Annotated in this window: 9 protein-coding genes; 6 read left to right on the top strand and 3 right to left on the bottom strand. The window is 33.9% G+C overall.

What is annotated here, in order from left to right:
- The first annotated feature begins 83 nt into the window (after positions 1-83).
- Entirely contained in the window at positions 84-1,967 is a 1,884-nt protein-coding gene (locus ACTF54_RS06235) for a hypothetical protein (RefSeq protein ID WP_438968965.1), read from the top strand.
- A gap of 225 nt (positions 1,968-2,192) precedes the next feature.
- On the opposite strand, the gene ACTF54_RS06230 is transcribed toward ACTF54_RS06235, so the two are convergent.
- Both ACTF54_RS06230 and ACTF54_RS06225 read right to left on the bottom strand, forming a co-directional pair.
- The gene (locus tag ACTF54_RS06230) at positions 2,193-3,020 is read right to left on the bottom strand and encodes an alpha/beta hydrolase (RefSeq protein WP_438968964.1); all 828 of its coding nucleotides are present in this window, start codon (positions 3,018-3,020) and stop codon (positions 2,193-2,195) included.
- 107 nt (positions 3,021-3,127) lie between these two features.
- Positions 3,128-3,292 carry a hypothetical protein gene (locus ACTF54_RS06225; RefSeq protein WP_438968963.1) on the bottom strand — a complete coding sequence of 55 codons (165 nt, stop codon included), beginning with the start codon at positions 3,290-3,292 and terminating at the stop codon, positions 3,128-3,130.
- Between the two features lie 79 nt (positions 3,293-3,371).
- Here ACTF54_RS06225 and ACTF54_RS06220 point away from each other — a divergent pair, with 79 nt between their 5' ends.
- The 5 genes from ACTF54_RS06220 (at position 3,372) to ACTF54_RS06200 (ending at position 11,594) form a co-directional block, all read left to right on the top strand.
- Entirely contained in the window at positions 3,372-3,731 is a 360-nt protein-coding gene (locus ACTF54_RS06220) for a hypothetical protein (RefSeq protein WP_438968962.1), read from the top strand.
- A gap of 127 nt (positions 3,732-3,858) precedes the next feature.
- Entirely contained in the window at positions 3,859-7,101 is a 3,243-nt protein-coding gene (locus tag ACTF54_RS06215; protein WP_438968961.1) for a S41 family peptidase, read from the top strand.
- A gap of 190 nt (positions 7,102-7,291) precedes the next feature.
- On the top strand, positions 7,292-8,449 hold the full coding sequence (locus ACTF54_RS06210; protein WP_438968960.1) for an ATP-binding protein: 1,158 nt from the start codon (positions 7,292-7,294) through the stop codon (positions 8,447-8,449).
- A 1,064-nt stretch (positions 8,450-9,513) separates the two neighbouring features.
- Complete coding sequence (locus ACTF54_RS06205; protein ID WP_347196320.1) at positions 9,514-10,566, top strand: hypothetical protein; 1,053 nt, start codon at positions 9,514-9,516, stop codon at positions 10,564-10,566.
- The gene (locus tag ACTF54_RS06200; protein ID WP_438968959.1) at positions 10,563-11,594 is read left to right on the top strand and encodes an endonuclease; all 1,032 of its coding nucleotides are present in this window, start codon (positions 10,563-10,565) and stop codon (positions 11,592-11,594) included. Before ACTF54_RS06205 ends, ACTF54_RS06200 begins: the two co-directional genes overlap by 4 nt.
- Positions 11,595-12,411: 817 nt before the next feature.
- Here the strand turns inward: ACTF54_RS06200 and mnmE are convergent.
- On the bottom strand, positions 12,412-13,848 hold the full coding sequence (gene mnmE / locus ACTF54_RS06195; RefSeq protein WP_438968958.1) for a tRNA uridine-5-carboxymethylaminomethyl(34) synthesis GTPase MnmE: 1,437 nt from the start codon (positions 13,846-13,848) through the stop codon (positions 12,412-12,414).
- Positions 13,849-13,946: the final 98 nt, after the last annotated feature.

The following is a 13,946-nucleotide window of genomic DNA, read 5'->3' as shown; positions in this document are numbered from 1 at the left end:
ATTATTCAAATAACTTCCAATAAAAATAAGGGCTGCTACCGTTTCTGACACGGTAGGAGCATTATTGTATGTAACGCACCATCATGCTAGAAGAAAAACCACCTATTGTTAACTGTCATACTCATGTTTTTACGAGTGATTATGTGCCGCCTTATCTAGCAAAAAGCTATGTGCCGTGGCCTTTCTATTATCTTTTATCACTGCGTGTTGTCATTTGGTTTTTAAAGATATATCAAAGTAAAATCAAACCTATTTTTTATACCAATCGCTATAAAGCTTGGTTGCGATTTTGGTACAAGATTGAGATTTTCTTTAAGAGAACACGATTGTTAGGTGTTTTAAAATTTATTACAGAAATATATCTCTTTACCTCACTGGTTTATTATGTTTCACTGTTGTTTTTTGATCTTGATACCACCTACAATGGTATAAGAGAAGTAGCTCTTAATACATTGAAATGGCTTAAAGAAACCGGTTTATTCTTTACAGAATTGAACTTTGGCTACATCTTACTTTATACATTTGTTGTCCTCTTCTTTTTTAAATCTATTAGAAATCTGGTGATTGTTTTATTAAAACAGTTCAAGGTGTTGCCTGGTAAAAATTTTACAGATTTATTTTACCGCTATTTACAGATAGGACTGTTTTCTAGATACAAGAAACAATACCTTATTTATGACCGATTAAAAAAACAATATCCTATAGATACGCATTTTGTAGCCTTGCCCATGGATATGCAATACATGCGAGCAGGATCTTTAAAGAAAATGTACGACATGTATCTTAAAGATTACGTTACCATCAACAGTACTGATAGATCTACAGGAGCAGATAAAAAGATCGCGATGCAGGCGCAAATGAATGGATTGCGGTATATTAAAAATAGAAGTCAGGATAAAAACACCTTTCATCCATTTGTATTTGCACATCCAGAGCGCATGAAAGATCCAGCTTATTTTGATTATCAAGTAGATCCAGAAACTGGAGAAGTCATTTTAGATAAAAAATGCCTTTTGTACGAGTACATAGAACAGCACAAGTTTAGTGGTATTAAAATCTATCCTGCACTAGGATATTATCCTTTTGATGCCTGTTTATTGCCTTTATGGAAATATTGCGTGCAACAGGATATTCCTATCATGACGCACTGCATAAAAGGAACCATTTTTTATAGAGGTACTAAAAAAGCAGCATGGGATCAGCATCCTATTTTTACAGAAGGAAAAATGAATAATGAGAAACGCGCTGCCAGTAAAGAGAAAGATATAAAAACACTCGATATCGATTCTTGTTTCATAGAACCAGAAGAACAGCCTTTACATCTTAACGAAGTCAAGAATCGAGACTTTTGTAACAATTTTACACATCCATTGAACTATTTATGTCTTTTAGATCCTGATCTATTGCATAAAGTGCTGCATCAATGCTTGCTGGATGTAGATAAAGAACAAGCTACAAAGCTTCAACAGATTTTTCATGAACCAGACGGTAGTTTTAGAGGAGATTTAAGCCAGTTAAAATTGTGTTTTGCACATTTTGGAGGGAAAGATCAATGGAATAAATTCTTAGAAAGCGATCGAGATAATTACACCTCACAACTGCTCTTACAACCAGATAAAGGAATTGATTTCTTTCTTAATAGAGATCAGGAACCTAGTCCAGGAAAAACCGCTTTTATATGGAAATATGTAGACTGGTACAGCATTATTTGTAGCATGATTTTACAGTATGATCATGTCTATGCAGACATAAGTTATATACTTCATGATACAGAAATACTGCCTTTGTTAAAACAAACACTAAGCAACCGTAAACTAGGTAAAAAAGTACTGTATGGATCTGATTTTTATGTAGTAAGAAATCACAAGAGCGATAAAGCAATTCTAGCAGAAATGAGAGCTGGATTGACAGAAGCAGAATTTGACCAGATTGCCCGATATAATCCTAAACGTTATTTGAATTTGTAAGCAGCTCTTTTTTAAGTTGGGACCTTGTTTTTAAGTACCATTTCAAGGCCTCTTAATTTTGTGTTTTGCTTTTACTTCTGTCTTTTATCTCTTATCTTCACCATTCCCCAAAACACTGCCTTTTTTCCTACCTAGTAGGATAGGTTTGTTTTGGGGTGTTTTACTTACGCTTTCGCGAAAGCGAGAACAACACACCAAATTTCTAGAATAAAGAATGGTACTCTATCACTTTTTCATGAATTGTACCATCTCATCAATCCTTTTATTCCAAGGGAAAAATAATTGAACAACCATTGCGGCGTGTTTTTTCTCTAGGTATTCCATAGAGACATCAGGTTGATACTCATTGAGTTTTTTTACAAAACGTTCATTTCCATTAATAATGGATCGATAGGATTTAGTACCAGTGTATATTTTCATTTTTGGCGTGTCCTTATCGATGAAATAATAAGGCGATGCTGCTTTCCAGTTTTCTGGATGTTCTGTCCAGGTGGCGATATAATCGTCTTGTGCGGTAGGTTGGTTCTCTAATAAGTAAGAATACATGTCTAGTCCAGCAGCATCATTCAATAGGATACCTTTTACGGTATTTATGTCTACTTTATATGAAGGATTCATTACAGCTAGCGCTCCTAGATGTGCTCCTGCACTGTGACCAGTAATAAAAATCTGGTTAGGATCGCCACCGTAGGCTTCAATATTTTCTTTGGTCCATTTGATGGATTGCGCTATTTGTTTTGTCATGTCCTCATAGTTAGCTTTCGGACTTTTAGTATAATCAGGCATTACTAGAATCACGTCATGACGGGCAAAGTTGCGACCTACATAATTATAAGTTTCTTTTTTACCACTATTCCAATTGCCACCATAAACAAAAATCAATACCGGTTGCAAAGTATTTGCTTTTTTACGTTTTGCAAATATGTTGAGAGTAGGAGCAGGCGCTTCTTTTACCTGCGGCGCCAGGTAATCTAGATTCTTATATTTCTTTACAGAGCAACTGGTCAGGAACAGCATAGAAATGATAAGAATAAAAAAGAATTTGAAGGACATCTAGTTTTAATTTAGTAATATGTAACGGTAACAAAACTAGAAAACACAGCAGTTTTTACTGTTAAAATCCTGCCATTAAACACCGCTCATTATTACCATACTTAAAGTTACTCATTGGCTTTTTTTGCAGCTTCTTGAGCAGCTTTTGTGATCGCTTTTAAACGCTCTGCACGAGTTTCTTTTTTAACGCGTTTTTTGTTTTTAATACGCTCAATAAGTTCTGTGTGCTTACTTTTATTTCTGGTGTTTTTTTCTTTTCCTTGCTTTGCCATGATCATATGATAATCCTGCAAAGGTAATTGTTCTATACTTCACAATTCTAGGTAGTACATTTGTGCAAAAGGAACTCTAATGAAGGTGAACGATCTGATAGGAAAATACACAATTAAAGGTCAAAATCAAGATGCTTTTAAAAGTACTTATGATGGCACGTTAGAACTTTCTGTCGATGCGCATCAAAGAATTGTCGCTTTATGGAATATAAGCGGCGATCAGGTTCAAAAAGGAACGGGCTTTTTCAAGGATAATATTCTAGTGATCAACTTTAATTATAAAAATGAAGAACATCAGGTTTTTAAAGGCGTTGTTGTTTATAAATGTATTTCTAAAGACGTGTTAGATGGTTTCTGGTCAGAAAAACATGGCGATCCTAATTATCTAGGTTTAGAACAAGCTTTTAGAATTAAAAAATCTAATAATTTATTGAATTAGAATTATTTGGAGCATTTTGCTTTCGCGAAAGCGAGAAAAACAATTAACTTTTTTATTGAAAAAGCAATTTTACCTGTAACTATTGTAACTTGTAGCTGTCTATTGATTAGATAACTAAAACCAATTTATGAAAATTTTATTCCTTTGGACGTTGCTTTTGTCAGCTATAAGTCTTCAAGCACAACAGGATGCAGGATGGTTGCGTCACAATACGATCTCGCCAGACGGGACAGAAATTGTTTTTACTTATAAAGGCGATTTGTATAAAGTCCCCGCACAAGGTGGCGATGCACAGCAATTGACCTTTCATGAAGCACATGATTATCAAGCAGTATGGAGTAAAGATGGAAAACAGATTGCGTTTGCGTCTAACCGTTATGGCAATTTTGATGTGTATGTGATGGATGCAAAAGGCGGCGCTGCAACGCGACTTACCTTTCATTCTGCAGACGAACAGCCTTTTAGTTTTTCTCATGATGATGCTTCAGTATTATTCGGTGCGCAACGTATGGATGCCGTAAATCATAGACAGTTTCCTACAGGCTCACAACCAGAAGTATATACGGTTCCCGTTTTAGGTGGTCGTGTAGATCAATTATTTACTATTCCGGCCGAGTTTCTTAATGTAAGTAAGGATGGAAAAACTATCCTTTATCACGATAAAAAAGGTGGTGAAAACATATGGCGCAAACATCATGAATCGAGCATTACCAGAGATATATGGAGTTATGACACGGCTACAAATACGCATAAAATGATCACCACTTATCCTGGTGAGGATAGAATGCCGGTTTTATCTAATGATGAAAAGTCATTTTATTACTTGAGTGAGAAGAGTGGTTCTTTTAATGTACATAAAACCAATTTAAGTGGTACCGATTTTACTCAATTAACCTCTTTTAAACTACATCCTGTACGTTTTTTAAGTGTTGGAAATGGAACGATTTGTTTTAGTTATGATGGTAAATTATATACCATGAAGGAAGGTCAAGAGCCTAAAAAACTTGAAGTAAATATTACCACACAAGCCATAAGTAATAACGATAAATTCATTTCTATAAACGGCGGTGTTAGAGAAATGGAAGTTTCTCCTAATGGTAAGGAAATTGCTTTTATCGCTCGTGGTGAGGTATTTGTTACCTCTGTAGAGGAATCGTTCACAAAAAGAATTACCAATACTCCAGAAGCAGAACGCTTTGTAACCTGGGGTCCAGAAGGTGAATCGGTAGTCTATAGCAGTGAACGCAATGGTAAATGGAGTGTTTATAAAACAGAAAAAATAAGGGATGAAGAACCGTTCTTTTTTGCTTCTACCTTAATTAAAGAAACACCAGTTTTAGAAAACGATAAAGAGAACTATCTGGTAAAATATTCTCCAGATGGTAAAAAAATGGCTTTTATTGAAGATAGACGAACCTTGAAGGTAAAAGACGTGAAATCTGGTGAAGAAGTGACTTTAATGACTCCTAAAGATTTGTTCCACATGAGCGATGGAGATAAGAATTTTACTTGGAGCCCAGACAGTAAATGGTTACTCATGGATTGGGGTTTATCCTTAAATAATAGTGAAGTACTTTTACTAGCTGCTGATGGTTCTAAGAAAGTGAATTTAAATGAAAGTGGTTATTATGATTTTAGCCCACAATGGGTAAATGGAGGAAAGCAAATGATCTGGTTCTCTAATCGTGATGGATTAAAATCTTATGCTACAAGTGGTTCTTCTCAAAGTGATGTGTATTCTATGTTTTTTACTCAAGATGCTTGGGATGAATTTAATTTGAGTAAAGAAGAATATGCCTTGCAAAAAGAGATTAAAAAACTAGAAGAAGCAGCAAAAAAGAAAGCTGAGGAAAAAGACAAAAAGAAAAAGAAGAAAAAAGACGATAAGGAGACTAAGAAAGATTCATTAGACCTAAAATTTGATTGGGATGAAATGAAAGATCGTACCAAACGTTTTACGATTCATTCTTCTAGTCTAAGTGATGCCATTCTTAATAAAGACGGTAGTAAATTATATTACCTCACTAGGTTTGAAGATAAGCTGAATCTTTGGGAAACAGATTTGAGAACTAAGGAAACAAAAATGGCGATAGAACTTAACGCTTCCTCTGGTAGTTTGCAATGGGATAAAGAAATGAAAAACTTATTTCTTTTAAGTAGTGGTAGCATTTCAAAAATAGATCTGGATAAAAATAAAAAAGAAGGAGTAAAGATATCTGGAGAGATGGAATACGATGCCGTGGCAGAACGTGAAGCAATGTTTGATCATGTATGGATACGTACCAATGCTATTTTTTATCATCCAGATTTTCATGGAATAGACTGGGATTTAATGAAAAAAGAATATGGTAAACACTTACCTTATTTAGGAAATAGTCATGAGTTTACAGAGCTGCTCTCTGAAATGCTAGGAGAATTAAATGTCTCTCATGCCGGTGCTGGTGGCGCAGATATTAACATGAGCAATGCAGACGCTACGGCTTCTTTAGGTGTTTTTATGGACTACAATCATAAAACTGACGGTATTAAAATCACAGAAGTGATTAAAGATGGGCCGCTAGACAAAGCAGGTTTTAATATCAAAGCTGGAATGGTAATTTTAAAAATAGATGGCGATACCATAAGCGCAAATAGAGATATTGCTACATACCTTAATCGCAAGAACGATCAATTTACGTTACTAGAGATCAATGATCCAGCAACTGATAAGAACAAAATAATTACGGTAAAACCGATTAGTCTAGGAGAAGAAAGAGGTTTGTTATACAAAAGATGGGTAAAACAAAATGAAGAAGAAGTTTCTAAGAAAAGTAACGGTCAGCTAGGTTATGTTCATATTCCTGGAATGGGTGATGGGCCATATCGTGATATTTATGAAAAGATGATGGGTAAATTTTACGACCGTAAAGGAATGATTATCGATACTAGATATAATGGTGGTGGCGATCTAGTTGCAGATCTTGCGATGTTCTTTACAGGAACACCTTTTATTACCTATGCTACAGAAGATAAAGTAGTAGGTGGCGAGCCTACATCGCGATGGGTAAAGCCTACGCTAGCCATGATCAATGAAGCGCAATACAGCGATGGCCACTGTTTTGCTTGTGGTTACACAGATCTTAAGATAGGTAAAACCGTGGGAATGCCTACGCCTGGAACCTGTAGTTTTGCAGGTTGGGAAGGACTTCCAGATGGATCGTATTGGGGCGTTGTTCCTATAAGTGCAAAGGATATTAATGGAAAATGGATGGAAAATAATCAAACAGAACCTATGATTCAAGTAAAAAATATGCCTGGTAAGATTGATCAAGGTATAGATCAACAATTAGAACGTTCCATTATCGAATTGATGAAAGATGTAAAAGAGTAGGATAATTGTTTCGCTTTCGCGAAAGCGGAATTATTACCATCTTCAACCCAATAAAGTGATTCTTTGTTGGGTTTGTTTTTATAAGTAGTTCTAATTTATTTCATTATAAACATTTGATTTTAATAGGTAAAGCCCCATTTTTCCATTTACTCAATTATTACCAGTAGTATATTTGTAGAAAATAAAACTCATGGACTCCTTTCAGAAAGATACAGAAAAGAAACTTGCGATGATTAAGAGCAGTTTTGAAAAAAATAATGAGCTGTCCTATGAGATCTTTGAACAAATGCCTATAGGTATTTGTATAACAGATATAGATGGCTATTTTACAGATGTAAATACCACATATTGCGATACATATGGTTATACCAAAGAGGAGCTAATAGGCAAGCTCTTTACCACTGTAGTCCCAGATGAATATACAGGAGTTCTTAATAAATTACATGATGATTTTTTTGAGAAACAAAGTGAACTTCAAGGAAGATGGACCGTGCAAGATAAAAATAAACAGCAATTTGAGATAATTACAAATGCAGCTTTTTTATATGATGAAGATACTAAGGTAAAGAAGAAAATGACCTTAGTGGTAAAAGCGCTAGAACTTAACTTAACCATACAGCGTTTAAAAACGACCATTGATATCTTAGAAAATAAGATTGAAACTCAAGATATCGCAAATAGACTGGCAGAACATGATATGAGAAATAGGTTGAGTTCTATGGTTTCTATAGCAAGTATTTTATCAAAGTCAGAACTGAATCCTGATCAAACAAAATGGGTGCGTATGTTGAAAAACATCGGTAAGGATACAATCAAACTTTTAACGTCTGCAAAAGATTTTGCAATGATGGAACGCGGTAAATATATTCCCGAGATTTCTTCATTTGATTTAATTGGACTCATTGCAAATGAAACCAGTGATTTAAAAGAATTGATTGAAGAAAAGGAAGCGAGTTTTAGTTTATTTCATGAAGAAAAAGAGTGTGATCCTGGAACAGATAAAATTATAATGAAAGGTGATGAGTTTTATTTACAGCACTTGTTTCAGAACCTATTACGCAATGCGTTAGAAGCATCACCACATCAAGAAACTATTAAAATAGAGATAGAAACAGACGCTTTATTTACTGTGAAGATTAGTAATAAGGGCGTGATCCCAGAACAAATAAGAGACTCTTTTTTTGATAAATACACGACTTCTGGTAAAGAAAGAGGTACAGGTTTAGGTACGTACATTTCAAAAATGATTGCTGAGATTCACAATGGTACCTTATCATTTCTTACTAATGAAGAAGATGGTACAGCCTTAACTTTGAAATTACCTAAAGAAATACTTTCTATTCATTAAAAACGCTCCTTAAAACACTACTAGATAAATGATTTTAACCTAACTATGCTATCTAAAGAGTGTTCGGTTAAGTGTTTTGATTCATGATACAGTGATCTTTTATGTTGCAGGTTAGTGCTTTACTATATTTATACGAGTGTAAATACATCTGATCCTAAATCAAGAAGCTGTTGAAGGTTTTTAATACAACAGTAGGGTAGAACATAGTGATCAAGCTTTATGCAGATTATTCTAATAAATATAGTAGTTATCTTTAAGTAGGTCTTTTAAAACACAGGTATTTATATTAAAATTATAATTCGTTGTTTAGCATTATCATGCTATGGGAAAAGAGTCTGTTATTATGGGAAGAAAAATCTATATCTAGATCTGCTACTTGATCGTGATTCTTATAGTTGAAAGGGTTTATTTACAATTATTAATTTTTAATTTTCAAAGGATGATAGATGTAAACTTATTTTGTTCTATTTAAATCTAGAAAATTAAGTAAATCGATCCTTTTCTAATAACTTGGTTTAAATTTTAGTCTGATTTTTACCACCGTTAAATCAAGTTAAAAGGCTAGCGTTTTTAGCATCTTTTGATTAAATTATCGATAAAAGGTTTGTTTGTACTGTTTATTGACTTGATTTGATTCATAATGAGTACATTTATCATTACAATTTATTTTTCAAATGTTAGCAAACCACCTGTTTTTCGTAATCACGCTTAGTTTTTTACTTTTTCTTGTTATCTTCTTTCAGATCGAAAAACTAAAGAAAATCAGATTTTCTGGATCAACCTCTTATAAAAATAAAGTATTCTATAAACTATTTCTGAAATACTTTATGAGTAATGTGCCTGATTAACCATGTTAACTCAATTGGTAGTTCTTAAAAATGATTCCATTCGTATAGGATTATTTCCCAATACAAATAGTAATTAACTTTCACATTCAGAATCTGGTAAATACGAATTACAAATAAGGTTCTAAAGGATAAAGAAAATGGCTTTTTAAAGTCCAAATTATTAAAACTTTTCATTGTAAAACTTTGATGTATTTGATATTGTAAATTGGTTAGAATATGAGATGGTGGTTTTTATTTTATTTTATAGGAACTTTGGCTATAAACGCCCAAGTAGGCATCGGTACTAGCACACCAGACCAGTCTGCAATATTAGACATCACTTCTACAAAGGGAGGACTTTTAATTCCTAGAATGGATGCATCACAACGAGATAATATTATAAATCCAGCAACTGGCTTAATGATTTATTTAATTGATGGTACAGATCAATGTTTACAAGTTTACAATGGTACTGCATGGGAGGATATTTATTGTCCCACAACGAATACAGTACCTAGAGCAGTAAATGTTAATTTTACTGGTGTCTTAAATGAGTCTAGTACTTTAACTGGGGATTATGATTTTGAAGATGATGAGTTTGATTCTGAAGATACATCGCAATTTCAATGGTTTATTGCTGATGATAATATAGGAACGAATAGCAGTCCGATAGTGGGAGCAACATCCTTAAATTATACACTTACAAACAATGAATTAACCAAATACATTTCCTTTGGTGTAACTCCAATTGCACGTACTGGAGCGTTAAACGGAATAGAAGTCTTATCTGCTTGGAAAGGGGCCGTGATTACAACTCCCGTGAGTCGTATTAATGAATTTCATTATGAAAACGTTGGTATTGATGTAAATGAGTTTGTTGAGATCAGGATAAGTGGCGATGTAACAAGTCAACCATCAGATTTATCTCAATATACAGTTACTCTTTACAATGGTAGTGCTACTGAAAGAACTGGTTATGAAACTGAAACCTTAGATAATTTCACTCAAACCTGTGATGGTTCTTATTGTTATTACACTTGGGATGTAGTGTTGCAAAATGGTGCTCCCGATGGAATTGCATTAAGTGATCCTTCAGGTCTTGTAGAATTCATTAGTTATGGGGGGACATTTACGGCAGCCAACGGAATTGCAAACGGTGTTTTAAGTATAGACGTTGGTGTACAAGAATCAAATAGCACAACAATTAATGGATCAATTGAACGAACTATTTCTGGAGGTTGGAATTTAGATAATAACAATAATTCTAAAGGTCTAGTAAATAGTATATGAAGTTTTTTCTAATCATTACGTTTCTATTTTGCTCTTTTATTTCTGTCGCACAAGTCGGTGTTAATACGATGACACCTGATCCATCTGCTGCTCTTGAAATTTCTGGTATTGAAGGTGGTTTTTTACTTGCAAGGATGACAACTTTAGAAAGAGATGCTGTAAACGTAAGTACTCTTTCTAAAGGATTAATAATTTATAATTTAGATAAAAATGTTTTAAATATTTTTGATGGTATAGTGTGGCATGCTATTGTTAATGTGAATACCGCAACAATCTGTACTACTGAAACTACATACGCAGGGTTATTAAGTTGTTTGCAATCTAATTATACACCTGCTGGGACTTTAGGGTATGCTACGGCAAGAGATGTTATGTATGGTTCAATCGATATGAACCCAATAAACTTGGAATTAAAAGGAATTTATACTGATTTTACAATTATTATGGATTACTCAACTGATCCTGATGCTTCAATTCACGCTTTTAATCTAGGCATTAACGCAGAGCATGCATACCCTCAAAGTATGGGAGCAAACGAAGAACCTAATAGGTCTGACATGCACAGCCTATTTCCTGCTAAGGACAACGTTAATTCATCAAGAAATAATTGCCCATTTGGCGAAATTGATGATGCCGATGCTGATTCATGGTACGTTTTGAATACGGAGCTAAATTCAATTCCTTCTACTAATATTGATGATTATAGTGAAAAAGATAACGATGCTATTTTTCCATTATTAGACGCAAGTCAACAATGTTCTTTTGAACCTAGAGAAAGCAAAAAGGGAGATATAGCAAGAGCAGTATTTTACTTCTACACAATATACAATAACACTAACGTAAACACGTATGCTGCTTATGCTAATGATAATTTTTTCAATTCAATGAAAAACACATTAATTCTATGGCATATTCAAGATCCAGTTGATCAAGATGAAATTGATAGAAACGTTAAAGTAAAGGCTCAACAAGGGAATGACAACCCTTTCATTTTGGATCAGAGTTTAGTTCTGAGATTGTTTAATTAATTTAAATACAATCGGTTTTTAAAAGTCTTAATGCTATAGTGAAAAAAGATCATTTTCATATGGTAACCATATCTATAACTTATATAAGCGATCGTTTTATGAGTGATGAAACGTTTAAAGAAAATATTTGTACTCGTTTAACTTGTATTGATTTATATAAAATAGATGGTTTTCAGCGAGTATCATAATCATATTGAAATAATCATTTAAATAGTGAAGAAATTGGGACCATTCAACTGGTTTAATGGGTATTTGTGGACATAAGAAACGAAAGTAGTTGAGTTAGTAAGTAGTTGAAATACAGGTTTATAAATGCAATATAAAATAAAGAGCATGGCTATAACTATTGCCAACATCTTAAAACTTTCTCCTTATTGATTTTTAATAAGGGTATTGAGTTATTCTAAAGTTCTTTGGTTTTTAAACGTAATTAATTTCCTTCCCTTAATTCCGTAAACTCAAATTTTCAATTTCCAAAAGGTTGGGTTGTGGTAATACTTTTTTTTAAGACTGTTTCAATAATATTAAATTTGTTTTAGCCTTAACGCTTAACGGTTTCCTGACTTAAAACAGTTCTATTGATTGGAATAAAGTTGTTGCGGTTTTCTAATAAAACATTGTTTTGAGTGTGACCGTTATTTACAAAGCCTACCACATTAAAATTAAATTTTGCCGCTACTGTATCTACATTTACTGCAAAATGAAAATCTTTACAAACATAAATTTAAATTGCTCTATTTGAACTAATTAAAGCGCATGGTTTGCGTTTTTTGAATGCTTATAGACTGTTTGGCAGCTCAAATCTGTTTTGTAGAGGTTACTTCCCGATGCAGAACTGACTAAAGATATTGCCAAGTAACTCATCGTTAGTAATCTCTCCAGTTATAATGCCTAATGACTCTACTGTGGCACGTATATCTATGGCGAGAAATTCACTTGTAATATCGTTTTCAATACCTTCTTGAACCTCTAATAAAGAGCTATAAGCCTTTTGTAAAGCATCAAAATGTCTAGCATTACTCACAATAGATTCATCTTGAGAAAGTGCACCGCTATTAAAGCTATGTACTAACGCTGTTTTTAATTCTTCTACACCTGTATGAGATTTTGCGCTGAGAGAAATCAAAATAGTTTCTGGAGATTTCTGTGTAATTTGTTTGGTGATTTCAGCATGTTCTAATCCAGTAATTTGATCTATTTTATTTAAAATGACTACTAATGGTTTATCTGGAAATTTCTCTCGCATGATTTGTATGCGCATTAAACAATGGATAATGCGAGGCGCCGTATTTAATTGTGTAGCATCTAGTAGATAAAGAACCAGTTTAGATTGTTCTGCTTTTGCATAAGAACGCTGGATTCCCATTCCTTCAATAGTATCTGTCGTTTCTCTTAATCCAGCGGTATCGATAAATCTAAAACGTATTCCTTCTATATTAATTTCATCTTCTATAGAATCACGAGTAGTACCAGCAATATCGCTTACAATAGCTTTTTCTTCATTTAATAAGGCATTTAGTAGAGTAGATTTCCCTACGTTAGGTTCACCTACAATAGCAACAGGAATACCTGTTTTTAATACATTTCCTAAAGCAAAAGAATCGATCAATTTTCTCAAGGTTTGTTGACTCGCGTTCAGTAATTTTTTTAAATCGTCGCGATTTGCAAAAGCCACATCTTCTTCACTGAAGTCCAATTCTAATTCTATTAAACTAGCAAAATTGAGTAATTGTGACCTTAAGTCTTTCAACTCACTAGAAAAACCACCGCGCATTTGTTGTATAGCAATTTGATGTGCCGTTTCACTTTCACTTGCAATCAGGTCTGCTACAGCTTCTGCTTGTGAAAGATCCATTTTTGCGTTTAAAAATGCTTGAAGGGTAAATTCTCCTGCTTGTGCCATTCGCGCCCCTTTTTTCAAGCAAACGGCAATAACTTCTTGCTGAATATAAATAGAACCGTGGCAGGATATTTCTACTACATGCTCACCAGTATAGGATCTAGGTGCATCAAATTTAGTGAGTAATACTTCATCTATTATGCGATCACCATCATATATGTGTCCTAAGGTAACCGTGTTAGCACCTAGTTTTGCATAGGTTTCAGAAGATGGTTGTAATTCCGCTTTCGCGAAAGCGGGAATAAAAATACCTGCGGCAATTTTATGAGCCTCAGATCCAGAAAGTCGTATCACAGCGATGGCACCACTACCAGCTGGAGTTGCGAGTGCAACAATAGTATCATTTTTAAACATAATACAAAGGTAAAAATAAGCGGTGGGTTCTAAGTATGAATCAAGCAAAGATTATATGCTGTTATCAATACTTTAAAGACCATTTATTATTAAGCAGA

Source organism: Nonlabens sp., from assembly GCF_965657255.1.
Lineage (GTDB): Bacteria > Bacteroidota > Bacteroidia > Flavobacteriales > Flavobacteriaceae > Nonlabens.
The sequence above is the reverse complement of the archived record's forward strand: the minus strand, read 5'-3'. Positions and strand labels throughout refer to the sequence as shown.